Source organism: Pseudomonas sp. NFACC24-1 (genome assembly GCF_900115235.1).
In the GTDB taxonomy this organism is placed as follows: domain Bacteria; phylum Pseudomonadota; class Gammaproteobacteria; order Pseudomonadales; family Pseudomonadaceae; genus Aquipseudomonas; species Aquipseudomonas fluorescens_AA.
The window spans coordinates 109521-133895 of sequence record NZ_FOVS01000004.1; the positions used below are offsets into that span (position 1 = coordinate 109521).

Annotated in this window: 21 protein-coding genes; 13 read left to right on the forward strand and 8 right to left on the reverse strand. The window is 63.7% G+C overall.

Annotation, left to right across the window (positions count from 1 at the left end; all coding sequences use genetic code 11):
* Positions 1–109 precede the first annotated feature (109 nt).
* Positions 110–1672 (forward strand): L,D-transpeptidase family protein, encoded by a 1563-nt coding sequence (locus BM317_RS05890; RefSeq protein WP_092473473.1) that lies wholly within the window; start codon positions 110–112, stop codon positions 1670–1672.
* A 2-nt stretch (positions 1673–1674) separates the two neighbouring features.
* Here the strand turns inward: BM317_RS05890 and BM317_RS05895 are convergent, their stop codons facing one another.
* Positions 1675–2304 (reverse strand): NAD(P)H-dependent oxidoreductase, encoded by a 630-nt coding sequence (locus BM317_RS05895; RefSeq protein WP_092473475.1) that lies wholly within the window; start codon positions 2302–2304, stop codon positions 1675–1677.
* Between the two features lie 82 nt (positions 2305–2386).
* On the opposite strand from BM317_RS05895, the gene BM317_RS05900 reads away from it, so the two are divergent.
* The 4 genes from BM317_RS05900 (at position 2387) to BM317_RS05915 (ending at position 7130) form a co-directional block, all read left to right on the forward strand.
* Positions 2387–3010 (forward strand): TetR/AcrR family transcriptional regulator, encoded by a 624-nt coding sequence (locus tag BM317_RS05900; RefSeq protein ID WP_092473477.1) that lies wholly within the window; start codon positions 2387–2389, stop codon positions 3008–3010.
* A 541-nt stretch (positions 3011–3551) separates the two neighbouring features.
* Positions 3552–6113, forward strand: coding sequence for a nitrite reductase large subunit NirB (gene nirB, locus BM317_RS05905; protein ID WP_092473479.1), 2562 nt, complete (start codon positions 3552–3554; stop codon positions 6111–6113).
* Positions 6113–6499, forward strand: coding sequence for a nitrite reductase small subunit NirD (nirD, locus tag BM317_RS05910; RefSeq protein ID WP_060742269.1), 387 nt, complete (start codon positions 6113–6115; stop codon positions 6497–6499). The genes nirB and nirD overlap by 1 nt, the downstream gene beginning before the upstream one ends.
* A gap of 190 nt (positions 6500–6689) precedes the next feature.
* Entirely contained in the window at positions 6690–7130 is a 441-nt protein-coding gene (locus tag BM317_RS05915) for a CBS domain-containing protein (protein WP_003202071.1), read from the forward strand.
* Between the two features lie 43 nt (positions 7131–7173).
* Here the strand turns inward: BM317_RS05915 and BM317_RS05920 are convergent, their stop codons facing one another.
* Both BM317_RS05920 and BM317_RS05925 read right to left on the reverse strand, forming a co-directional pair.
* Positions 7174–8211, reverse strand: coding sequence for an AraC family transcriptional regulator (locus BM317_RS05920; protein WP_092164430.1), 1038 nt, complete (start codon positions 8209–8211; stop codon positions 7174–7176).
* Positions 8208–9122 (reverse strand): GGDEF domain-containing protein, encoded by a 915-nt coding sequence (locus BM317_RS05925; RefSeq protein ID WP_092164431.1) that lies wholly within the window; start codon positions 9120–9122, stop codon positions 8208–8210. The genes BM317_RS05920 and BM317_RS05925 overlap by 4 nt, the downstream gene beginning before the upstream one ends.
* Positions 9123–9593: 471 nt before the next feature.
* Here BM317_RS05925 and BM317_RS05930 point away from each other — a divergent pair, with 471 nt between their 5' ends.
* The 5 genes from BM317_RS05930 (at position 9594) to BM317_RS05950 (ending at position 16231) form a co-directional block, all read left to right on the forward strand.
* Positions 9594–12122, forward strand: a complete 2529-nt coding sequence (locus BM317_RS05930) for a TonB-dependent receptor (RefSeq protein WP_092473481.1) — start codon at positions 9594–9596, stop codon at positions 12120–12122.
* 175 nt (positions 12123–12297) lie between these two features.
* The gene (locus BM317_RS05935; protein ID WP_092164990.1) at positions 12298–14181 is read left to right on the forward strand and encodes a phytase; all 1884 of its coding nucleotides are present in this window, start codon (positions 12298–12300) and stop codon (positions 14179–14181) included.
* 64 nt (positions 14182–14245) lie between these two features.
* The gene (gene tolQ / locus BM317_RS05940; RefSeq protein WP_092473483.1) at positions 14246–14953 is read left to right on the forward strand and encodes a protein TolQ; all 708 of its coding nucleotides are present in this window, start codon (positions 14246–14248) and stop codon (positions 14951–14953) included.
* A gap of 13 nt (positions 14954–14966) precedes the next feature.
* Complete coding sequence (tolR, locus tag BM317_RS05945) at positions 14967–15413, forward strand: protein TolR (RefSeq protein WP_092473485.1); 447 nt, start codon at positions 14967–14969, stop codon at positions 15411–15413.
* Positions 15410–16231 (forward strand): energy transducer TonB, encoded by an 822-nt coding sequence (locus BM317_RS05950; protein ID WP_092473487.1) that lies wholly within the window; start codon positions 15410–15412, stop codon positions 16229–16231. Before tolR ends, BM317_RS05950 begins: the two co-directional genes overlap by 4 nt.
* 155 nt (positions 16232–16386) lie before the next feature.
* On the opposite strand, the gene BM317_RS05955 is transcribed toward BM317_RS05950, so the two are convergent.
* From BM317_RS05955 to BM317_RS05975, 5 genes are read right to left on the reverse strand one after another with little or no spacing between them, the layout of a single operon-like run.
* Positions 16387–17280, reverse strand: coding sequence for a helix-turn-helix domain-containing protein (locus BM317_RS05955; protein WP_092473489.1), 894 nt, complete (start codon positions 17278–17280; stop codon positions 16387–16389).
* A 32-nt stretch (positions 17281–17312) separates the two neighbouring features.
* The gene (locus BM317_RS05960; RefSeq protein WP_092164443.1) at positions 17313–17780 is read right to left on the reverse strand and encodes a response regulator; all 468 of its coding nucleotides are present in this window, start codon (positions 17778–17780) and stop codon (positions 17313–17315) included.
* Positions 17777–20089 (reverse strand): ATP-binding protein, encoded by a 2313-nt coding sequence (locus BM317_RS05965; RefSeq protein WP_092473491.1) that lies wholly within the window; start codon positions 20087–20089, stop codon positions 17777–17779. The genes BM317_RS05960 and BM317_RS05965 overlap by 4 nt, the downstream gene beginning before the upstream one ends.
* Positions 20086–20754, reverse strand: a complete 669-nt coding sequence (locus BM317_RS05970; protein WP_092473493.1) for a response regulator — start codon at positions 20752–20754, stop codon at positions 20086–20088. Before BM317_RS05970 ends, BM317_RS05965 begins: the two co-directional genes overlap by 4 nt.
* On the reverse strand, positions 20751–21935 hold the full coding sequence (locus BM317_RS05975) for a sensor histidine kinase (RefSeq protein WP_092473495.1): 1185 nt from the start codon (positions 21933–21935) through the stop codon (positions 20751–20753). Before BM317_RS05975 ends, BM317_RS05970 begins: the two co-directional genes overlap by 4 nt.
* A gap of 172 nt (positions 21936–22107) precedes the next feature.
* Here BM317_RS05975 and BM317_RS05980 point away from each other — a divergent pair, with 172 nt between their 5' ends.
* From BM317_RS05980 to BM317_RS05990, 3 genes are all read left to right on the forward strand, one after another.
* Positions 22108–22629 carry an SgcJ/EcaC family oxidoreductase gene (locus BM317_RS05980; protein ID WP_092164451.1) on the forward strand — a complete coding sequence of 174 codons (522 nt, stop codon included), beginning with the start codon at positions 22108–22110 and terminating at the stop codon, positions 22627–22629.
* 227 nt (positions 22630–22856) lie between these two features.
* Positions 22857–23366, forward strand: a complete 510-nt coding sequence (locus tag BM317_RS05985) for a sigma-70 family RNA polymerase sigma factor (RefSeq protein ID WP_092164453.1) — start codon at positions 22857–22859, stop codon at positions 23364–23366.
* Positions 23366–24310 carry a FecR domain-containing protein gene (locus BM317_RS05990; protein WP_092164455.1) on the forward strand — a complete coding sequence of 315 codons (945 nt, stop codon included), beginning with the start codon at positions 23366–23368 and terminating at the stop codon, positions 24308–24310. The genes BM317_RS05985 and BM317_RS05990 overlap by 1 nt, the downstream gene beginning before the upstream one ends.
* Positions 24311–24375 lie beyond the last annotated feature (65 nt).

Consider the following 24375-nt stretch of genomic DNA (forward strand, 5'->3'; position numbering starts at 1 on the left):
GGTGTTCGTTCGCGGCATCCCGTCCGATTTCGTTTGTTTGCATGATGGCGGGTCGTACCTGTCGCAAAATTCACCGTCAACGAGACGGCCATGGATTGGAGTAAAGCAGTTGTTCAAAAAGTCCGCATGTTACCTGAGCCTTTTATTGCTCACTGCGCCATTGGTCGCCACAGCCGAAGACAGCGATCCGGCACTGGTGCAGACCACCCTGGCGCAATTGGCGGCCGCGTGCCCGGACGTTGCGGTGGGTGTCGACTTTCCAACGCTGCTCGACTTGCAGGCGTTCTACCAGCAAAACGCAGGCCAGGAAGTCTGGTCGGACGACGAACGACGGGGGGCGTTGCAGGTCCAGTTGCAACAATTGGCCGATGACGGCCTCGATCCCGCGCGCTATAGCTTGCCGGTCGAGGGGGCAAACCAAGTCCCTCATTGTGCCGACATCGCTATCAGCCGGCGCTACCTGCAAGCCTTGCATGACCTGCGCTTCGGCTATTTGCCGCAAGACCGGCTGGAGCCGGTGTGGAAAGCCAATCCACCGCCACAGGACCACCCGGCCGTGGTACTGGCCATCGCCGGGCTGGGCCTGCAGAACCTGGCCGACGCTTTTGAACAGGCGCGGCCGAACCTGGACCTCTACCGCAACCTGCGCGGCCTCTATGCCCGGCTGCGGCAACAGCCTTTAGCCGAATGGCAAGCGGTGCCGGGCGGGCCGTTGCTGCAACCGGACAAACAGGATGCCCGCGTACCCGCCCTGGCCCAACGACTGTTCAACGAGGGTTACCTGAGCACGCCGCCGCAGGTGAGCGACGAGCACTACAGCCCCATGCTGGTGGAGGCGATGAAGAGCTTCCAGGCCCAGCATTCGTTGCAGGCCGATGGCGTGGTGGGGCCGTGGACCGTCACCGAGCTGAACATCAGCCCGGCCATGCGCCGCGAGCAGTTGCGCATCAACCTGGAGCGCATGCGCTGGCTGGCCCAGGACGTGGAGACCGACAGCATCCTGGTCAACGTGGCGGCGGCGCAGTTGACGGTTTACCAGGGCGGCGCGCCGGTCTGGCAAACCCGTACCCAGGTGGGCCGTGCGCAACGGCAGACGCCGCTGCTCAAATCCCACGTCACCCGACTGACACTCAACCCGACCTGGACCATTCCGCCGACCATCATGCGCGAAGACAAACTGCCCGAGATCCGCCGCGATCCGGAGTTTCTCAGCCGCCACAACCTGCGGATCCTCGATGGTGATGGCCTGCCGTTGCTGGCGGAAGACATCGACTGGGAGCACCCGGGCAACCTCATGCTGCGCCAGGATCCAGGTCCGAAGAACCCGTTGGGCAAAATGGCGATCCGTTTTCCCAATCCGTTTTCGGTGTACCTGCATGACACACCGAGCCAGGCGTTGTTCAGCAAAGGCCCGCGGGCCTTCAGTTCAGGCTGCGTGCGGATCGAGCAAGTGATGCACCTGCGCGACCTGCTGGTAAGCCCGGCCGAACGCGCACGCACCGACACGTTGCTGGCCAGTGAGTCGACCCACGAGTTCAGGCTGGCCCGGCCCGTGCCGATCCTGCTGGGCTACTGGACGGCACAAGCGGACAGCCAGGGCCAGGCGGTGTACGTCCCGGATATCTATGGGCGTGACGCGACACTGTCTGCCGCCCGTGGACGTGCGCTCTGAGCTCAGGCGCATGCGGTCGCGGGCGCCTGGGTGGTTTCGTCGAGCGTTGCGAATAACCGCTGGCCGATAACGCCGGCGGCCTGCAAATGCTGTTGCGGATCGGCGGTTTCCGAGTCGAGCAAACGCTGGGAACTCACTACCTGGGCGCCGCAATAACCGAAAATGCCATGGTCGATCTGCGTGATCATCGCCTCACCGTAGCCGTGGCGCTGGAAGCTGTCGGCATCGGCGCCTCCGACCCCCACCAAATGGACCTGCAAGTGCTGCAGTTTCTGGATGAACGGCTTGTCGAGGCTGAAATCGAACGCCCAGCCGTTGGAAAACACCCGGTCGATCCAGCCTTTGAGCAGTGCCGGCATGGACCACCAGTAAATCGGATAGACCAACACCAACGCGTCGGCACGGTCGATTCTGGCTTGCTCGGCCAGCACATCCGCGGGCGGCAAGGCCTCGCGGTGGTGCACGGCGTGGTCGGCAAAGCTGAAGCGCGGCTCGAAGCCTTCGGCAGCCAGGTCGGCGATCTCGAACGTATCGACAGGGTTGGCGCGGGTGATGCCCTCGGCGATTTTCCCGGCCAGGCTGTGGGTGAGGGAGCGCGGATAGTGGTGGGCCACAACGATGAGTGCATGCATGGCGAAACTCCTTCTGGTCACGAGGTCGTGATGACAGGTATGCTTAAGTTACGCTTAGTAAGTTACGGTTGGTAAAGTTAGCATGTCAAGCACTGACGAACATTCGCAGGCTTCACCTCGTCGTCGTTTATCCCGGCACGACCGGCAGCGCCAATTGCTGGAGGTCGCCTGGCGATTGGTGCGCGAGGAGGGCAGCGACGCCCTGACGCTGGCACGGCTGGCGGACCAGGCGGGGGTGACCAAACCCATTGTCTACAACCACTTCATTACCCGCTCTGGGCTGCTGGCGGCGCTTTACCAGGATTTCGATGCCCGTCAGACCGCACGGATGGATGCGGCCCTGGATGCCAGTGAGGCCACCTTGCAAAGCCGAGCGGCGGTGATCGCTTCTTCCTACGTCGAATGCGTGTTGTTGCAAGGCCGAGAGATTCCCGGGGTGATTGCAGCGTTGACCAGCTCGCCGGAGCTGGAACGCATCAAGCGCGAATACGAGGGTATTTTCCTCGACAAGTGCCGCGCGGTGCTGGAGCCGTTCGCCGGCACGAAGGGCATCACCCAGGCCGGTTTGCGGGCGATGCTGGGAGCGGCGGAAGCATTGTCCAATGCCGCCGCTACTGGGGAAATCAGCGCTGATGAGGCGAAGGAAGAGTTGTTGGCCAGTATCGTGGCGATGGTGACCAGGACCGCCGATAACCCTTCGAGCTGACCCACCGCTATCGCGAGCAAGCTCGCCCACAGGGGAGTCGCGGTGGATTCCGAACTTGAGCCCAACCCTATGTGGGAGCGAGCTTGCTCGCGATGACGGTCTTACGGTGAACGGTGGGTTCGAACGACTGCACTTTTATGAAGCCGCAGGCGGGGTGATCGCACCATCGCAAGGCAGTTGGCGGTGCCTGCGAAACAGCGCAGGAGGCTGGTCAGCTTGCGATGGCTGAGCCGACGGTTTCGCGGCCAGGCCCGCTCCCACAGGGGATCGTCGGCGAATTCGAGGTTGCGAATACAGTCGCGGATGAGGTTTGGCACGCTCGCTGCAAGAGGCTATTCAGGCCCACCGTGAACACAGCCGCGTGGGCAGCCCCGTCGGTCAACGAAGATCGAGCGCCAGCAGGCCGGGGGACAACGGTAGGTCAGGGCGCAGTCGCCGGGCCGATACCGCACAGAACAGGCAAAGACGCCTGGAACCGCAAGGTTTCAGGCGTCTTTTTTTTGCTTTCAAAATCGTGATGGGCTTTTGTCGGGTGCTTTTTATGAATTCCAACGTTGCTTCTCTGAACAAGCTGCAAACGCTGATCGTGATCGGCAATGGCATGGTCGGCCATCACTGCGTCGAGCAACTGATCGAACGCGGTGCCCTCAATCATTACCACGTGCATGTGTTCAGCGAAGAGCCGATGCGTGCCTACGACCGCGTGCACCTGTCCGAGTACTTCTCCGGGCGTGATGCCGAGTCCCTGGCCCTGGGCGAAGCGTCGTTGTACCAGACCGCCGGCGTCACGTTGCACCTGGGCGTACCCGTGCTGGAAATCGACCGCCAGGCGCGCCAGGTCGTCACTGCCCGGGAGCGCATCAGCTACGACAAACTGGTGCTCGCCACCGGTTCCTACCCGTTCGTGCCGCCGATCCAGGGCGCCGAGGGTGACTCTTGCCTGGTCTACCGCACCCTTGAAGACCTGGATGCGATCCGCGCCGCTGCCAGTAATGCCCGCCGTGGCGTGGTGGTCGGTGGCGGCCTGCTGGGCCTGGAAGCGGCCAACGCGCTCAAGACCCTGGGCCTGGAAGCCCATGTGGTGGAATTCGCGCCACGGCTGATGCCGGTGCAGTTGGATACGCAGGGCGGCTTGGCCCTCAAGGCGCGCATTGAAAGCCTGGGCGTCGGCGTGCACCTGTCCAAGGGCACCCAGTCCATCAGCGCCGGCGAGCAGTACCGTTATCGGATGAATTTCGGCGACGACGATTTCCTGGAAACCGACCTCATCGTCTTTTCTGCCGGTATCCGCGCTCAGGATGCCCTGGCACGCCAGAGCGACCTGCAGATCGGCCCGCGCGGCGGCGTGGTGATCGACGATCATTGCCAGAGCAGCGATCCGGACATCTACGCCATCGGCGAATGCGCGGCCTGGAACGGCAGCATTTTCGGCCTGGTCGCCCCGGGCTACCAGATGGCCCGTAGCGTCGCCGCCCGGCTGTGTGGCGAAAGCGCTGAAGCCTTCACCGGCGCAGACATGTCCACCAAGCTCAAGTTGCTGGGCGTGGACGTCGGCTCCATCGGCGATGCCCATGGCAACACTCCAGGTTCGCGCAGCTTCCAGTTCATCGACGAAACCAGCGCCAGCTACCGGCGGCTGGTGGTGGACGCCGCCGGCAAGCGGGTGATCGGCGCGGTGCTGGTGGGGGACAACAGCTACTACGACACCTTGCTGCAATACATGCAGAACGGCATCGCCTTGCCCAAGGATGCCGCCAGCCTGATCCTGCCATCGTCCGAAGGCGCCCCGACCCTGGGCCCGGCGGCGTTGCCGGAAACCGCCACGATTTGCTCGTGCCACAATGTGACCAAGGGCTCGATCTGCTCGGCCATCGACGGCGGCTGTACCGATCTCGGCCAGCTCAAATGCGACACCAAGGCCGGTACCGGTTGCGGTGGTTGCGCGGCCCTGGTCAAGCAAGTGTTCGAGCACGAATTGATTGCCCGCGGCGTCAGCGTCGACAAGAGCCTGTGCGAACATTTCGCCTACACCCGCCAGGAATTGTATGCGCTGGTACGCGTTGAAGGCATCATCAGTTTCGAAGAACTGCTGGCCAGGCACGGTCGAGGTCACACCGGCTGCGACCTATGCAAGCCGGCGGTGGGCTCGATCCTGGCGTCGTGCTGGAACCAGCCGATCATGGATCCATCCCTGGTGGCGCTGCAGGACACCAACGACACCTTCATGGCGAACATGCAGAAAAACGGCACCTACTCGGTGGTGCCGCGCATCGCCGGCGGGGAAATCACCGCCGACAAACTCATCGCCATTGGCGTGGTCGCCAAGAAATACGACCTCTACACCAAGATCACCGGCGGCCAGCGCATCGACCTGTTCGGCGCCCAGTTGCACCAGTTGCCGGACATCTGGGCCGAGCTGATCGAAGCCGGTTTCGAAACCGGCCATGCCTACGGCAAATCCACCCGTACGGTGAAATCCTGCGTGGGCAGCACCTGGTGCCGCTACGGCGTGCAGGACAGCGTGCAGATGGCCCTGACCATCGAAGATCGCTACAAAGGCCTGCGCTCGCCGCACAAGCTCAAGTTCGCGGTGTCCGGTTGCACCCGCGAGTGCGCCGAGGCCCAGAGCAAGGACGTCGGCGTGATCGCCACCGAGAAGGGCTGGAACCTCTACGTGGCCGGCAACGGCGGCATGCGTCCCCGTCACGCCGAGCTGTTCGCCACGGACCTGGATGACGCCACGCTGATCCGCTACATCGACCGTTTCCTGATGTTCTACATCCGCACCGCCGACAAACTGCAACGGACCTCGGTCTGGCGCGAAAGCCTGGAAGGTGGCCTGGACTACCTCAAGGACGTGATCATCCATGACTGCCTGGGCCTGGGCGCCGAGCTTGAAGCCCAGATGCAACTGGTGGTCGACCGCTACGAATGCGAATGGGCCAACGCCTTGAAGGACCCGGACAAGCTCAAGCGTTTCCGCACTTTCGTCAACGACAAGCGCGGCGATCCGGACGTTCACTTCGTCCGCGAGCGCGGCCAGCGTCGGCCGGTTCACGCCCATGAACTCCACCTGATTCCCGTTACCGAGGAGGTGCTCTGATGAGCCAGTCAAACGTCGTTCGCATTCCCGCCCGCGATGTCGCCCAGGAACCCTTGCAGTGGCGCGCCCTGTGCAGCCGCGCCGACCTGGTGCCCAACTCCGGCGTGGTCGCCTGGCACGACGGCAGCCAAGTGGCGTTGCTCTATCTGCCGGAACATGAGGACAAGCCGCTGTACGCCATCGACAACCGCGACCCCAAGTCCGGTGCGAACGTCATCGGCCGCGGTTTGCTGGGCAGCATCAAGGGTGACCTGGTGATTGCCTCGCCGATGTACAAGCAGCATTTCCGCCTGGAAGACGGCCATTGCCTGGAGTACCCGGAGCAAAGCCTGCGGGTGTGGCCGGTGCGCTTGAATGGCGATGTGGTGGAGATTGGCGAGGACTGATCCGCGCCTGCGAGTGAGTTGAAAAGCCGCATGAGAACCTGTGGGAGCGAGCTTGCTCGCGATAACGGTACACCAGTCGAACCTGAGGCTGCTGACCCAACGCTATCGCGAGCAAGCTCGGCTCCCACAGGGTGATGCCTGACTGACAGGCCTGGGTTCAAACATGCCTTTAGCTTTGTGGGGATGAACAATGAAAACCGCTGCTCAACTGGTGCGACTCAAGAGTGTGCAGAACCAGCAGGTCCACAGCATCGCGCCGGAGCAGACGGTGCTCGAAGCGCTGCAGATCATGGCCGAAAAAAACGTCGGTGCACTGCCGGTGATCGAGGACGGTCAGGTGGTGGGCGTGTTCAGCGAGCGGGACTACGCGCGCAAGATGGTGCTCAAGGGGCGGTCGTCGGTGGGTACGACGGTGCGCACCATCATGAGCGCCCCGGTGGTCACCGCCGACAGCCAGCAGAGCATCGACCGCTGCATGGAAGTCATGACCGACAGCCACTTGCGGCACTTGCCGGTGCTGGATAACGGGCAGTTGATCGGCCTGCTGTCCATTGGTGACCTGGTGAAAGAGGCGATTGTCGAGCAGGCCGACCTGATCCGGCAGTTGGAACACTACATTCGCGGGCACTGAGCCCACAGGGAATTTATCTGTGGGGGCAGTCTGCTCCCACAGTTCAGCCCAGCATCAGCAACTGCCGGATCAGATTCGGCGTGCTGCCGGTCCAGCGCTTGAACGAGCGACGGAAGTTCGCCGTATCGTTGAAGCGCAAGTACTGCGCCACTTCCTCGTTGCTGAACCCCTTGACCTGATACAGATACAAAGCCACGTGGGTGTGCACCCGGTCGACCTGTTGCTGGAACCCGGTGTGGTGCTTGTGCAACTTGCGCTTGAGGGTAGCCGGGCTCATGGCGAAGGCCTGGGCGGTTTGTTCCAGGCTTGGCGTCTGCTGCACATGGGCGTGCAGGTAGTCGTAGAGGCAATCGAGGAAGCTTGACGCGAACCCCAGTTGGTCGAGCTGGTCCTGGGCCTCAATTCGTGCCACCTGGCCGGCGGTGGCCGACACGTTGGGCCAGGGCTGGGCGAGGCAGTGGCGGGGCAGGCGCATCAGGTCCAGGGGACGGTCGAATTGCGTGTGTTCGCCCAGGTGCACCCAATACTGCTCGACGTAACGCGGCTCGCTGTGGCGAAAACTGCACTGCCAGGGCAGGCGTTCACTGCTGAGCCAGGCGCTCATCGCCACCATCGAGGTCATGCTCGCCTCCAGCACGAAGCGCCATTGTTCCCCGGCGCCGCAGCTGTCCAGCCAATGGACATAGGCGTAGTGCTCGTCCAGCAACAGGCGCGGGGCTGCCAACGGGCTGAGCAGCGCCTGTTGGTCGATCAGGCTTTGCAGGGCCTGATGCAGATTCTGCGCGTGGCGCAAGGCGTGGCTCGCGGGTCCGTAGTGGCCGGGCAATAGCCGTTGGCCAAACAGGAAACTGCTGTCGCTGGCATCCAGCAGGCGCCGGCTGTTGTCGATCAGGCCGAGGAATTGCTGCGGGCTGATGCGGCTCTGTCCGGCGAGGATATCGTCATGGAACAGTCCGGTGCCGCGCAGGAGGCGATGGCTGTCGATGTCCCGGGACAGCGCCAGGTCGATCAGCGCGGCAGGCTGATAGTGCCCCGGAATGAAGCGGCTGTCGGTTTCGTACCAGCAGGTCTTGAGCGTCATGCGCTTTTCGCCAGCGTGGTCCGGGATTGGGCCAGTGCCAGGTTCAGGCGCTTGAGCAAAACGTCGGGGGCTTCGTCGAACGCCATCAGCACTGCCGTGCTGGCGGCCAGTTGCAAGCGCTCGCTATGTTGCCGGGTCTTGTGGGCCAGGCTGCGCACCGCGATTTCCAGCTCCAGGGCCAGGCGCCGGGCCTGGCTCTCGCCAGTGTCGGGCAGCAGCACCACGAAGCGATCGCCGGCCAGGCGACACAGCAGATCCTGGCGACGCAGGTTCAAGACCAGCAACTGACTGATCGCCTGCAACACCGCATCGCCTTCGCCGTGGCCGAAGCGTTGGTTGATGGCGGTGAAGTTGTCCAGGTCCAGGGCCAGCAACGACAAAGGCTGCTGGCGCCGCCGGCTGTCTTCCAGGCTGGCGGACAGTTCGTGCTTGAGAAAGTCGGCGCCCCCCAACGGCGTGAGCTTGTCGAACAGGCGGTGCTCGCGGAACAATCGCTCGCGTTTCTCCATTTGCCCGTTGATCGCCAGCTGTTCGCGGTGCCAGTGATAGATGCCGAGGGTCAGCAGGATCATGCCCACCGGCATGGGGCCGGATTCGAGCCAGTGATCCCAGGTGATGCTATCGGGCAAGCGGATGAATTCGTCGAGGCTGTCGATCCACCAGGAAAAGAAGATGCAGCCCAGGCCCAGGATCAGGTAGTTGGTCACCCGCCCGGCCGGGCGGCTTTTCAATACCAGCCCCAGCCAGACCAGCGCCAGCAGCGCCGAGCCGCCTTCGCCGAGAATATCCAGCCAGACCCATTCGGCAATGGGTTTGAGCTCGCCGCTGGCCAAATGCAGGATCAGCCCGAGGTTGGCCGCCAGCAGAAGCAGGGCGAGTTTGAAGCGGTGCGGGCGAAGCACGGAGAACATGGCCGAAGTCCTTTGCCAGAAGCGGAATGCGGCCCAGCACAGCAGATGGATGTGACAGTGCGGTGACGGCGGGTAACGGAGTGGGGGAGGTCGAATCAGCTCATCGGTCATCCGGTTTTTTCACTGTATGGGACAGCACCTCTCCCATTGTGGCGAGGGGATTTATCCCCGCTGGGCTGCGCAGCAGCCCTGTAGAGCTGATTGCACGGCGTGACAGGTATGCCGCATGGGGGCGCTTCGCACCCCAGCGGGGATAAATCCCCTCGCCACAAAATTAATTGTCTTCAGATTCATTGAGCCGCAGGGAAGAGGTCATTTCAGCTCACTTCGGTCGACCAACCTGTCTAAATCGCCGATATCGTCCTTTGGCTGGCACCGCTGTCACAGAACCGTCATTCCCCACCCCTAGCGTGCCCTCCCAGTTGCCGGGCCACTGCCTGGCGGATTTCCGGATTCCTGGGGAGGATCACCATGTACCACCGCACAAGCACCGCCGGGCTCGTCGGTTTCACCTTCACCGCGTTGGCGATGGCCATTGCCAGCGAACGACTGAGTGCCGCCGAGCAAGCGGCCGGCGCCACGGAACACGTTGAAGTGGTCGGCCAGGCGGTGAGTATCGACCAGGCCCTCAAGGAGCAGCGCAGCGCCGACAGCATCAAGAGCGTGGTGCATGCCGACGGCGTGGCGCAGTTGCCGGATGAAAACGTCGCCGAAGCGGTGCAGCGCCTGCCCGGTGTCAGCGTCGAGCGGGACCAGGGCGAAGGCCGGTTTGTCAGCGTGCGTGGCCTGGGGCCGGACCTCAACAGCGTGACCATCAACGGCACCCTGGTGCCGGCTCCGCAAAGCGAGCGTCGCGCCGTTGCCCTGGATGTGCTGCCCTCGGAACTGGTGCAGTCGTTGTCGGTGATCAAGACCCTGACGCCGGACATGGACGCCAACTCCCTGGGCGGCACGGTGGATGTGAAAAGCCTCTCGGCCTTCGACCACAAGGGGCTGTTCTACACCGGCAGTAGCGAAGCCAGCTATGACAAGAACACCGACCAGACCAGCCCGAAATTCTCCGGTGCCATCAGCGACCGTTTCAGCCTTGGCGATGGTATCGACAACTTTGGCGTGGCCGCGGCGCTGAGCTGGCAGAAGCGCGACTTCGGTTCGGACAACGTCGAAACCGGCGGTGCCTGGGATTTCGCACAAGGTTCACGCCTCGAAGAGTTCGAACAGCGCGACTACGACATCCGCCGCGAGCGGGCCGGTGGCGGCTTGAATTTCGACTATAAGCCCGACGACTTCAGCAGCTATTACCTGCGCACGCTGTACAGCCGCTACAAGGACAGCGAAACCCGCAACGCCGCCAGCATCGCCTTTGAAGACCCGCAAGCCGCCGGGCAACTGGGGGACGCCGAGGGCGAGCGCAAACTCAAGCAACGTGAAGAAACCCAGGAAATCCAATCCTACGTACTGGGTGGCGAGCGCCTGTTCGGTCTCTGGACCCTGAGTGGCCAGGGCGGCTACAGCCAATCCAGCGAAGACAGTCCCGGCCATATTGCCGGGGCTACCTTCGAAGGCATCGACGGCTTCAATGGTGGTTTCTACGACAACGATAAGCCGCGGCCGATCATCGACTCGGGGTTCTACGATCCGGCCAACTTCAGCCTCGACAAGGTGGACTGGGAAGCGCAGAAGACCACCGACACCGAGAAGAACCTGCGCCTGGACCTGGCCCGGGACTATGATTTCAGCGGCTATGCGTCCCAGGTCAAGTTCGGTGGCAAAGTCAGCCGGCGGGACAAGGACAACGACCTGGACGCCTGGGTCTACGAAGATTTCGACGACCTGGGGTTCACCGACGAGCAACTGAACCTCGGGCAGTTCCAGAAAGGCAGCGTGGACTACCGTCTCGGTCGCTTCGGCCCGGGCATCAGCGCCGATGCCATCAAGCAGTTGCTGGGCGGCCTGAACCGCGACGAGTTTTTCGACGAGCAAGAGTCGCGAGTCAACGACTTCAAGATGAGCGAGGACATCAATGCCGCGTACCTGATGAACACCGTCGACATCGATGACTGGCGCTTCATCGCGGGCATGCGCTACGAAGGTACCGAATTCGAAGCCAAGGGCAGCGGCGCCACTGACGGGGTCTTCACCGATACCGAGACCCGTCGCGAGTATCATCACTGGTTGCCGGGCCTGCACGCGCGCTACCAATTGGACAAGAACACCCAGGTGCGTGCGGCCTGGACCAAGTCGGTGGTGCGTCCAACCTTCGGGCAATTGGCGCCAGGTTTTGTCATCGACGATGACGAAGCCACTTTCGGCAACCCGGAGCTCAAGCCGCTGGAATCGAGCAACCTGGACCTGGGTATCGAGCATTTCATGGGCCACGCCGGCACGGTCTCGGCCTTCGTGTTCTACAAGGACATCAAGCATTTCGTCTACAACACCGACCTGGCCGGTACGGGCGCCTGGACCGATTTTTCAGAAGCCCACAGCTACGCCAACGGCGACAGCGCCAAGCTGTACGGCCTGGAATTGGCCTACTCGCAAAAATTCGACTGGCTGCCGGCCCCCTGGAACGGGCTGCTGCTGGGGGCCAACACCACCTTCAGCCGTTCGGACGCCGAGATCGAAGGTTTCGACCAGGCCAGCGGTACCCAGCGCAAGCGCAGCATCGACCTGCCGAACCAGTCGGACACGGTCGGCAACCTGATGCTGGGTTGGGAGAACGACAAGCTGAGCCTGCGGCTGTCGGCCAACTACAAGTCAGCGTACCTGTTCGAGCTGGCGTCCATCGGCGACCCCGACCATGACCTGCACGTAGACGCCCAGACGTTCGTCGATTTCAGCGCGCGTTACTCGCTGACCAAGAATCTGCAAGTCAGCCTCGAGGCCCAGAACCTCACCGACGAGTCGTATTTCGTCTACACCGGCCACCGCTCCTATAACGGCCAGTACGAAGAGTACGGCCCGACGTACAAGCTGGGGCTGACCTTTACCCATTTCTGATTCGCGAACCTGATCACTTGTGGCAAGAGGATTTGGCTGTGGGAGCAAGCTTTGCTCCCACAGATGAATTCCCTGGCAATAGAAGTGAGCAACAAGCCCGTTTGAGTCTGACTGAACGACAAGGATTTTCCCGTTGAACAAGCTGTTTTCCTTACCCAAGCGCTGCCTACTGGCGATGGCGCTCAGCCTGGCATCAGCCGCCGCCCTGGCAGCTGCTTCAGTGCCCAAGCTAAAGCTGCAACCCTGGCCTCAAGCCGAACAACGGTCGATCAACGCCCTGGCATTCCTGCCTGGTCCTTCGACGACCGAGCGACTGGCCAGTGCCCGCGAGGGACTGTTCTTGCTCGATGCCCAGGGTCGCGAACTGACGCGCCTGAAGGGCACCTTCGAAGGTGTCGATAGCCGGGCCCAGGGCGCGAACGTGCTGGTCGCCAGCCTCGACAGCGAGCGCCAGCAAGCCATGGTCGTCAGCCTCGACCCACAAAGCCGCCAGTGGGGCGCGCCACTGTACCTGCCCACGCGGGACTTCCCGGTAAACGGCCTGTGCCTGTACCGCGACGAGGCGAGCAACCTGTTTGTGTTCCTGGTGGGGGAAGAGGGCAAGGGCGAGCAATGGCTGGTGAGCGCCGGCGAGCGGTTGGGTGCGACCGCCCAACGGGTGCGTGGCTTACCACTGCCGCCGGACGCCAAGACCTGCCAAGTGCAGGACACCAGCCAGCAATTGTTCGTCAACGAAGAGCGGATAGGCTGGTGGGCCTACCCGGCATCCTCCGAGGCTGAGACCGTGCGGGCGCCCGTGGCGATGCGTGCGCCGTTCGGCGACATCCAGCAGGCGGCCGGCGCCTTGGCGGTATTGCCCGGTGGCGTATTGGGCCTCGATCCAGAGGCTGTGCAGTTGCATCTGTATCAACAGGACGGCAAAGGCTGGACACCCCGCGCCACGCTGTCGCTGCCGGGCCTGAAGGAGCCGGAAAGCCTGGCGGCGCGCCGGACGAAAACCGGTATCGAAGTGCTGCTGCGCGACAATGATGACGGACGCCTGTATCAGGGTGAACTCAACTGGCAACCCACGCCCATGCCCTTGCCGCCGGTGCTGCCCACGGTAGTTGCCATCGCCCAGAGCGAGCCGGTGGCCCGCCAGGGCGATGCCGCGGATGACCCGGCGATCTGGGTGCACCCGACCACACCGGGCTTGAGCCGGGTGTTGGGCACCAACAAAAAGCAAGGCCTGCTGGCCTATGACCTGCAAGGAAAGTTGCTGCAGGAACTGCCGGTCGGGCGCCTGAACAACGTCGATGTGCGGGCGAACTTCAAGCTGGGCACGCAAACCGTCGATCTGGCGGTGGCCAGCAACCGCGATCGCAACAGCTTGAGCCTGTTCAGCATCGACCGTGCCAGTGGCGAGTTGCGCGAAGCGGGGGAGATTGCGACGTCATTGAAGGATATCTACGGCATCTGCCTGTTCCAGCCCGCCGAAGGTGAGCTGTACGCCTTCGCCAACGGCAAGGACGGGGGCTTTGTGCAATACCGCCTTAGCGCACCCGACGGCGTGGTGCACGGTCAATTGGTGCGCCAGTTCAGCGTCGACAGCCAGCCCGAAGGCTGCGTGGCCGATGAGCAGCGCCAGCGCTTGTTTCTCGGTGAGGAGGACGTGGGTGTCTGGGCGATGGATGCCCGGGCCGACCAGCCGGCGACCTTGAGCAGTGTGATCAAGGTTGGCCCGTCGTTGCACGCTGACGTCGAGGGCATGGCCTTGTACCAGGCCAAGGGTCGCGACTACCTGGTGATCTCCAGCCAAGGCAACGACAGCTACCTGGTGCTCGATGCAGAGCCTCCGTTCGCCGTGCGGGGTGCGTTCCGGGTCGGCCTGAATGCGGCTGCGGGCATTGATGGCGCGTCGGAGACCGACGGCCTGGAAGTGACCTCGGTGAACCTCGGCGGGCCCTGGAACCAGGGCATGTTGGTGGTCCAGGACGGCCGCAAGCGCATGCCCGAACAGACCCAGAACTTCAAGTTCGTGCCCTGGGCCGACGTGGCGAAAGCCCTGCGTCTGCCTTGAGCGGCACTGTCATCAACCGGTCACGAACATTTCATCGAATAGCCGCCAGACAGGAGTTCTACCCATGCAAGCCACTTTGGAACACATGACAATCTGGGGCCTGATCAGTGACGCAAGTCTGCTGGTCAAGGCGGTCATGCTCACCTTGCTGCTGGCCTCGCTATTGAGCTGGTACCTGATCATCCAGCGCAGTGCCGTGCTGCAACGCAACGAGCGTCAGCTCAACGCTTTCATGCAACGTTTTCGCAGCACCCAGGACCTGTTGCCCCTGTACCGGGAACACGCACAGATACGTGACGACGAGGGCGGCGTCACGCCGATTTTCCAGGCAGGCTTGCTGGCCTTCACTCAGCTCAACCAGCCTGCCTGTACGCCTGAGGTGGTACTCGAAGGCGTCGAGCGTTCGCTGCAGGTGGCGATCAGCGAACAGGAAGTGCACTTGGAGAAAGGTTTGCAGTTTCTCGCGACCGTCGGTTCGGTCAGCCCTTACATCGGCTTGTTCGGCACGGTCTGGGGGATCATGAATGCGTTCCTCGGCCTGTCCCAGGTGCAACAGGCCAGCCTTTCCACCGTGGCACCGGGCATTGCGGAAGCGCTGATCGCCACGGCCATCGGCTTGTTCGCGGCGATCCCGGCGGTGATTGCCTACAACCGTTTTGCCGCCCGCGGCCAGACCCTGCTGACCCGTTACTACGGGTTTGGCAACGAACTGCAGGCGCGTTTGCACCGCAAGCTGCACGGCGCCCCGGTGAACCTGGCCTCGGCCGCTTGAAAGGAGAGGCAAGATGCTCGTCAAGCCACAACGCAAGCACGGTCCCAAGGCCGAGATGAACGTGGTGCCGTACATCGACGTGATGTTGGTGCTGCTGGTGATTTTCATGGTCACCGCGCCGATGCTGACCCAGGGCGTGAAGATCGAATTGCCCAAGGTCGCGAGCCAAGCGCTGGCCACCGACAGTCGCCAGCAAATCCTCACCCTGTCGGTAAAGGCCGAAGGCGGTTTCTACTGGAACCTGGGCGGTGAGCTGGACACCCGCCACCAGACCGACAGCGCCGTGGACCTGGAGCAGATGCGCGCCAAGGTGGCGCAGGTGGTGGCCGAGCGCAGCGATACCCAGGTGTACATCCGTGCCGATGATCATGCCGATTACGGCCGGGTCGTCGCGGCCATGGCCGCCTTGCAGCAGGGCGGCGTGAGTAACCTGGGGCTGGTGACCGAGGCGCCGCAATGACGGCGATGATCATGCACAGTCCCGCCTTGAGCGTAACCGCGTTGAGCCGCCACGGTTTTTGGAGAAACGGCCTGGCGGCGGGACTGGCCGTGGCTCTGCACGCCGCAATAGCTGCGCTGTTGGTGTTGGGGTGGAACGTGGAGAAGCCCGTCGCCGAGACGCCGCGGGTGCTACGTACGCAACTGGTGATGTTGCCGGCCGCACCGGTGGCCGAAGCGCCTGCACCGGCGGCTGTCATCCCTGTTGCACCCCCCGTGGTCGAACCCGCGCCGCCACCCACGCAAGCGCCACTTCCTGTCCCCACCAAGCCGCTCGTCGACCCGCGGGTCCAGGCGCAGAAGCTGGAACAGGCGGCGCTGACCCGCAAACGGGTCGAGGAACAGAAACGCGAGCAGCAGGCCCAACAGCAGCAGCGCGAACGGCTGGAAAGTGAGCGGCGCAGGCAAGACGCCGAGCAGCAGGCCGCCGAACGACAGCGCCTGGTCCGGCAGGCCCAAGCACTCGCCGAACAACGCCAGGCCGAGCAGGCGCGCCAGGCCATCGCCGACAGCCGCAGCTATCAGCCCCTGAGCAAGCAAGCCCCAGATTACCCGCAGCGTGCCCTGGACAAGGGCTTGGAAGGCGATTGCACCGTGGAGTACAGCGTGACGCCGGAGGGCCGGATCGACAGTCCCAAGGTACTCGACGGCTGCCATCCGTTGTTCATCCGCCCGTCACTGGCGGCGGCCCAGACCTTCCGTTATCAGCCGCGAATCATCGATGGCAAGGCGGTGACGGTGCCGGCGGTGCGCAATACCTTTCATTACCGGATCAAATGAAGACAGGCCTGGCAGGAAATACCTGTGGGAGCGAGCTTGCTCGCGATAGCGGTGGAGCCGTTGCCATCAGTGTTGACGGGGCTGACGCCATCGCGAGCAAGCTCGCTCCCACAGGAGGTTGTGTGCGGCCACATTATTATGGCGCCGTCAGGCCTTTACTTGCGGTAATGACTCGGCGCCACGCCCACTTCGCGACGGAATACCTGGGAGAAGTGACTGGCGCTGCCATAGCCGACCTCCAGGCCGATATCGATGATGCTGCGCTCGGTTTCGATCAGCAGTTGCCGGGCCCGGGCCATTCTCAGTTGGATGAAGTACTGCGAGGGCGAACGCCCGGTGGCGCGCTTGAACAGGCGGCTGAAGTGGTATTCGCTCAGGCCGATGGCCCGGGCCAGGTCACCGAGGTTGAAGGGGTCGGCCAGGTGTTGCTCCATTAACAGGATCACCCGCTTGAGCTTGAAGGCGGGCAGGGCGTTGCGGCCGGACATGTCCTCGGCCCCGGCATCCACATAATGCCGCGCCAGGTGCACCGCCACGCATTGCGCCACGCCCTGGACCAGCAAGGCACTGGTTTCACCGCGTCGGGTCAGCTCCAACCGGATCTGTTCCAGCAAGGCCGAGAGCACTTCATCCCGCCCACCTGAGACTTCCCGCAGTTGGATCGCGCCGCCGCCAGCTTCGGCGATGGCGCGCTCCAGCAACGCCAGGCCCAAATACACATGCATGACCACGAACGGCTCAGGGCTGGTCACTTGCCAGCGCATTTCATAAGGCACAGGGGAGGTGGTCAGGAAAAAATCCCCGCGACAAACCGTATTCGCTTCCCACGGCTCGTGGGCGGTGCGCTCCTCGACAATGGCTTGCCCGGACAACACCCAGACGAGCAACGGCTCGGCCACCGCTGGCACGACGATGTGGGCTTCGCAACGCTCACGGACAAAGACCTCCACCAGGATATCCTTGCTCGATACGCCGTCGGAGGTGGCCAGGCGTTCGCCGCGAATGTGCCCTTGCAGGCCGTTTGCCGATGTTCGTTCGGTGACTTCCATGCTTCGATGGCCTCGATGAAACGGCCGCCAGACTAGACCGGGTCGGCGGCGGGACGGTGCTGGCGCAACAGTTCGATCTGCTGGGACGGGATCAACTCGCGCAATGCTTTATAGAGCGCCCGGGTTTCCAGCAGGTTCCAGATGCGCAGCATGGTTTCCAGGGCATCCAGGGGTTTGCTGATGAAGTCCCGGGCGCCGAGTGCCAGGGCCCGCAGGCGGGTGTCACGGGTCGCGTCGGCGGTCAGGACCAGGATCGGCAAGTAGTCGTTGGCCGGGATGCGCCGGTTCAGTTGTTCCAGCACGGCAAAACCGTCGAATGCCGGCATGTGCAGGTCGAGGATGACCAGGTCCGGCTCGAAGCTGTTGAACAGGTCGAGCGTACGCAAGGGCTCGGTGCTGCTCAGTACATTGTGCAGTCCTTCACGTGCCAGCAGTTGTTCCATCAGGTCCAGGTTGGGGCGCTGATCGTCGACGATCAGAATGCGCAAGTCGCGATTCATGCGGGCTCCGGTAGATAGTGCTCGAGGTGGCCGAGAAAGGCCTGGATATGGATAGGTTTGGTCAGGATCGCCGTGGCCCCGGCGTCGCGCAGGGCACGATGGGTCAGGTCGCTGGCATCGGCGGTGATCATCAGTACCGGCGTGGCCGCGGTGGCCGGGGATTGGCGCAGGCGCCGCAAGACTTCCAGGCCTTCCAGGTCCGGCAGGGTGACGTCCAGCAGGATCAGTTGCGGTGAGTGCTGACGGGCGAGGTCCAGGCCCATCTGGCCTTGCATGCTGGATAACAGCTGGATGCCGGGACGGCGCTGCATCAGGGTCTCGATCAGCGCGAGGCTCGACAGGTTGTCTTCAATGCAGAGGATTTTGCCGTGGTAATCCACGGGGGCGCGCGTTACGGCCAGGGCGGCGATGGGCGGCAAGTGCGTGCCGATCACCTGGGTGGCGGGCAGTTGCAGGGTAAAACAGCAGCCGTGCCCGGGCTCACTGTGGACCTGCAGGTTGCCCTGCATCATCTCCAGCAGGTTCTTGCTCAAGGACAAGCCAAGGCCAGTGCCTTCGACCTGCGGATCGGCGCCCAGGCGTTCGAAGGGCTTGAACAGCTGGCCCAGTTGTTCAGGGGCGATGCCATGGCCGGTATCGTGGACGGCGATGCTCACCTTCTGGGCCTGGACGCTCACTTCGATGCGCACCTCGCCGCCGGGTCGGTTGTACTTGATGGCGTTGGACAACAGGTTGAGCAATACCTGCACCAGGCGTTGGCGGTCGGCAAGCACACCGCTGTCGTCGGGCAGTGCAGGCAGGTCGATCAAGTGGATCCCGGCGTCGGCGGCCATGGGTGAAACCAGCGTCAAGGCTTCGTGCAGCGCCGTCGCCAGGGGGATCGGCTCGATGTTCAGGGGCAGGCGCCCGGCCTCGATCCGGGCGATGTCCAACACCTCGTTGATCAACGCCAGCAAGTGCTGGCCGGCCCGCAGGATGTGGCTGACCTGGGGGCGCTGGCCGGCGGTGGAGTCCATGTCCAGCAGTTGAGCGAAACCCAGGATGGCGTTCAGTGGCGTGCGCAGTTCGTGGCTCATGCGCGAAAGGAATTCGCTCTTGGCCCGGCTGGCGCTTTCCGCTTCTTCGCGGGCGGTGCGCAGGGCGATTTCGGCGGCGCGCCGGTCGGTGATGTCGCGGGTGATCTTGGAAAAACCGCGCAAGGCGCCCGTGCCATCGTACTGGGCGGTGATGACCACGCTGGCCCAGAAACGGCTGCCGTCCTTGCGGCAACGCCAGCCTTCCTCCATGTAGTGGCCGTCGCGGGTGGCTTCGCGCAGGGCCATGTCCGGGTGCGCCGGGCATTCTTCGGGCAAGTAGAACAGGGAGAAGTGCTGGCCAAGGATTTCCTGCTCGGTGTAGCCCTTGATCCGCTGCGCGCCGACATTCCAGGTAGTGACGTAGCCCTGGGCATCCAGCGCGAAGATCCCGTAGTCCTTCACCCCATCGATGATCAGCCGCAAGCGCTCCTCGTTATCGCGCAGGGCCCGCTCGCGTTCTGCGAGTAACTGCCCGGCCTCCACCAGCCGCGTGCCGAGCTGGCCGATTTCGTCCTGCTCTGGCGGTTGCGGCAACAATGGTTGGCCCAAGGCCAGGCGTTGGGCGTTGCCTTGCACCTGCTGGACCCGGGCGACGATGCCCTTGGATAGGAACAGCACCGCGACAATGGCCCCCAGCAAGCCGCACACCGCGGCCAGCAATGTGGCGAACAGCAGGCGCATGCGCGTGGCCGAGGCGGCGGCGCTGCGCTCGGCGAGCAGGCCATCCTCGCGTACGCGCATCGCGCTGATCTGCTCGCGCAACACGTCCAGCACCTGCTTGTTTTCGATCAGGATCGCGGTGATGGCCTCGGGGTCGTCACGCTTGCCGTTGCGCAAGGCGAGTAAACCGTCGAGTTTGTCGGCGATCAGCGGGGTGATGGTCTTGAGGTGCTCGCGCATCCTGGCATCGCGAATGTTGTGGTCCAGGCGCTGCAACGCCGCATGGATCAGCGGCGTGGCTTGTTCGTAGCTGGGCAGGAAATCTTCGCGCCGAGTCAGCAGGTAACCGCGCACGCTGGCCGCCGCTTCGGCCAGCAAGGTATGGACCGTCTGGATATCACCCTGGACGAGCAGTACCCGGCGCACATCCTCCTCGGCCCGTGCGGTCTGCCGTTCGGTGATGTAGATCAGCACCAGCGACAGCAGCAGGACCACCAGGGGCAGGGAAATCACCACCAGGGCCTTGCCCCGCAAGGGCAGGTCGGCCCAGCGGCGGGCGGCGAGAAACCTCATGGCCATTGCCCTGCGGGTTGCGCCACCAGCCCCAGGGCCACGCCGCGCACTGCGGCCTGGGTCCGGTCGGCGGCGCCCAGTTTGCCGATGACGCGCTCGACGTGGGCCTTGGCCGTGCCGGGTGCGATGCCCAGCTTTTCACCGATTTCACGATTGCTGAAGCCGCTGGCCACCAGCCCCAATACCTGGCGCTCACGGGCGGTCAAAGCCTGGACCTGGGGGGCGCCATTGGCACCGCGCTCGGCCATGCGGCGCAGCAGGCGTGCGCTGACTGAACTGTTCAGCGCCTCGTCGCCCTGGGCAACCCGTTTGAGGGCGTCGAGCACCTCATCGCGGCTGGCATCCTTGAGCAGATAGCCGACCGCGCCCGCACCGATGGCGGCTTCGAGGTGGTCGGGGCTGTCATCCATGGTGAAGATCACCACTTTGATCCCAGGCTGGCGCTGCTGCAGGATCCGCGCCGCGCCCAGGCCATTGAGGACGGGCATGCGGATGTCGAGAATCGCGATGTCCGGTTGTAGCCGCTCGCACAGGTCGAGGGCCTCCTGGCCGTCGCGGGCCTGGCCGACGACCTCGAACCCCGGGCTGTCGGCGAGCATGCTGATAAACCCGGCGCGGGTGACTTCGTGGTCATCGGCCAGCAGCAGGCGCAAAGGACGGTTCATGGCTGTACTCCGGCAGACGGTAGCGGCACGCTGGCCAGCAAGCGGGTGCCGCCGCCGGGTTGGCTGCGACAGGCCAGGTGGCCGCCCAGCAGGTTGGCGCGCTCCTGCATGGCGGCCAGCCCGAGGTGGCAACTGCCGTTGGTCTCGATGGGTTGCTCCAAGGCAAAGCCACGGCCATCGTCTTCTACCCGCAGGCTGGCGTGGTCATCTTCCACCGCCAGCCCCAGGCCCACATGACGGGCCTGGGCGTGCTTGAGAATGTTGTTGATGCCCTCCTGGGCAATGCGAAACAGGGCGATCTCGGTATTGCCCGGCAGGCGCGCGCTGCTGTGTTCGGTCCAGCTCACGGTCAGGCCCGCGTCACGCAGGCGATCGGCCTCCTTGTCGACGGCTTTGTACAGGCCGAAATCATCCAGTACGTGGGGGCGCAGGCCACCGATCAATTGCCGGCCCTCGCCGACGCAGCCTTGGGCCAGGTCGAGGATGGCCTGCAACTCGCTCGCCAGTGCCGGCGCCAGCGACGGGCAACGACCGGCGAAGCCCTGCAAGCGCTGGTGCAAACCGGCGAGGTTCTGCGCCAGACCGTCGTGCAGGTCGTAGGCCACGCGCTTGCGTTCGTCTTCCTGGGCGCTGAACAAACGGTGGACCAGCTCGGACATGGTCCGCTCGCGGGCCTGTAGCGCTTCGACCAGGCGGCTGTTCTCCAGATGCGCCGCCAACAGTGTCGCGAGCAATTGCAGCGACTCGATGTCTTCGTTGTCCGGCGCGCCGAGGGCGACGCTGTTGCCCAGCAGCAACGCCCCGAACGTCACGCCATCGGAGGTGCGCAGTGGAATGCGCAGGACCTGGGGCAGGGCGCTGCCGGGGGACTCCAGCCAATTCGGGCCGGGCGTCTGCGGCTGGGCCAGGTTGGCGAGAAAGTCGACCCGTTCCGCGCTCCCGTGGCTGGCGAGGGTGCGCAGCGTGTTGTCCGACGCCCACTCCAGCAACAGGCCGTGGTCCATCGCCATGAAGGCGCACGCCCGTTGCAGCGCACGCTGACGCATGGCCGGCAGGGGCAACTGCGTCAGCTCGTGGCCGGTGCCCAGCAACAGACCCAGGCGCGCGGCACGGCTTTGCGATTGGCGATACTGGCTGCGGATGGCCAGGGCACTGCCGGGGTCATGGGGCGGGCTTTGCATGGGGAGCTCCAGCATGGAAAAAGATCGGACGGTTCGCGGTGACGCCATTAGACCGTGTCACCGGCACCGGGCCTATCTGCCGAATGGCATAGGCGATCGGCACCGGTTGGCCGATGGCGAGAGCCGGGAAGGTCGGCAAAGTGGGCTCATTGAAACCCAAAGGAGCTTTCTGATGAAAATGAAAACCTGTGCCATCGCTGCTTTTTTCCTGCTGAGCGCGCCGTTTGTCCAGGCTGTCGAGGTCACACCTTACGTGTATCGCACAGTGGCCGAGCAGCCCAAGAACGTGAATGATCGGGAAATCGCTGCCCTGTTCGATCGCTGGAACGCCGCGCTGCAAACCGGTAGCGCCACCGCCGTGACCGGCCTCTATGCCCCGGATGCGATTTTGCAACCGACCGTCTCCAACAAGGTGCGCAACACACCGGCGCAGATCCAGGACTACTTCGAGCATTTCCTGGCCGCCAAGCCGGTCGGACAAATCAACTACCGAGAAATCCGTCACCTGGGGCCCGACGCGGCGATGGACAGTGGTGTCTATACCTTCACACTCACCCAGGCCGATGGTTCCAAGCGTGAGGTCCAGGCGCGCTACACCTTCCTTTATGAGCGTCTCGATGGCCAGTGGAAGATCATCAATCACCACTCTTCGGCCATGCCGGAAGTGCCGAAGACCTTGCATGCCAGTCACTGATCGCACTGTGTGCAAAGACCTGACTGTGGGAGCGAGCTTGCTCGCGATGGCGACCACCCAGTGCCGTGGAAGCAAGCTGACCCACCGCTATCGCGAGCAAGCTCGCCCCCACAGAGGGAGGGGGCTTGCATCCCGTTTCTAGACCCACTTTGCATAAACAACTTGGATTCCTGCGCGAACATTAATTAGAATCAGTCTCATTTAAGATCTTGCGCAGGCTTCTGGACATGTGTGATGCAGTTACGCCGACGGAGCAATCCCTTCATGTGTTGTACCGTGACCACGGGAGTTGGCTGGAAGGTTGGTTGCGACGGCGCATGGGCAATGCCTGGGATGCGGCGGACCTGCGTCAGGATACCTTCCTGCGGGTGCTTGCCAGCTCCCAGACCTTGACGGACCTGCAAGAGCCCCGGGCCTATCTGCTGACCGTCGGCAAACGCCTGTTGAGCAATTTCTATACCCGCCGCAATCTGGAACAGGCCTATCTAGACGCTTTGGCGAACCTGCCTGAAGCCTGTGCACCGTCTCCGGAACAGCGTTGGCTGCTGCTGGAAACCCTGCAAGCCCTGGACGAATTGCTGGATGGCCTGCCGCCCTTGGTGCGGCGGGCTTTTTTATGGAGCCAGCTCGAAGGCCTGGGCTATCGCGAGATCGCCGAGCGCCTGCAAGTCTCCGAACGCACCGTGAAGCGCTACATGGCCCAGGCCTATGAGCATTGCCTGTTGGTGGACTTCTGATGCCATCGACGCCATCACCCGAGGCTCGTGAAGCGGCACGGGCGGCTGCCCGGTGGTTGACCCTGATGGAGTTCGACGGGGATGCATTCGACTTGGCGGCCCTGCAACGCTGGCGCGACAGCAGCGCCCATCACGAGGCGGCCTGGCAGAAGGCCCAGCGATTGCGCCAGCGTTTTGCCGGGGTGCCGGCATCCCTGGGCATGGCAACCCTGGACCGTCCGGTACTGGCCCGGCGCGCGGTGCTCAAGCGTGCATTGGGCGTCGCCGCGTTGGTCCCGACCGCCTGGCTGCTGGGACGGGAGCTGCCGCTGGAGGCCTGGCGCGCTGATTTGCACACCGCCACGGGGGAGCGACGGCGCTGGTCGCTGGTCGATGGCAGTGCGCTGCAACTGAACACCGACAGCGCCGTCGACCTGGACCTCAAGGCCCGGCGCCTGGTGCTGCTGCGCGGTGAGATGGCCCTCAAACTCGCCGGGAGCACGCCGCTGTCCGTTCAGTCACCCTATGGGCTCGTCACGATCCATCGTGGCGAAGCTTGCCTGCACTTGGGCGACGGCGACTGCCGGGTGTCGGTGGTCAGCGGTTCAGCGTACCTGCAACCCCTGCGGGGACCCTCGCTGAGTCTGGAAGAGGGCCAGCAGGTCAACGTCCAGGCCTCAGGCGCGGGGCCGGTGCAGGCGTTCGACGTGGCACAGTTGGGTTGGCGTGACGGGGTACTGGTGGCGCAGGACCAGCCGCTGGGGCATTTCCTGCGGGAACTGAGCCGCTATCGCCCCGGCGTGCTGCGCTGGGACGAAACCCTGGAGCCGCTGCGAATCACCGGCAGCTTCCGCCTGGACAACACCGACCGAATCCTCACGCTGCTTGCGGCCAGCCTGCCGCTGGACGTGCACATGCGCACCCGTTACTGGGTCACGCTGACGCTTCGCAAGAATCTGGCCTGAGGACAGTTGATGTCGATCAGCCTCCCGCTGGGTCTGTAGGAGCTGCCGAGCGAAGCGAGGCTGCG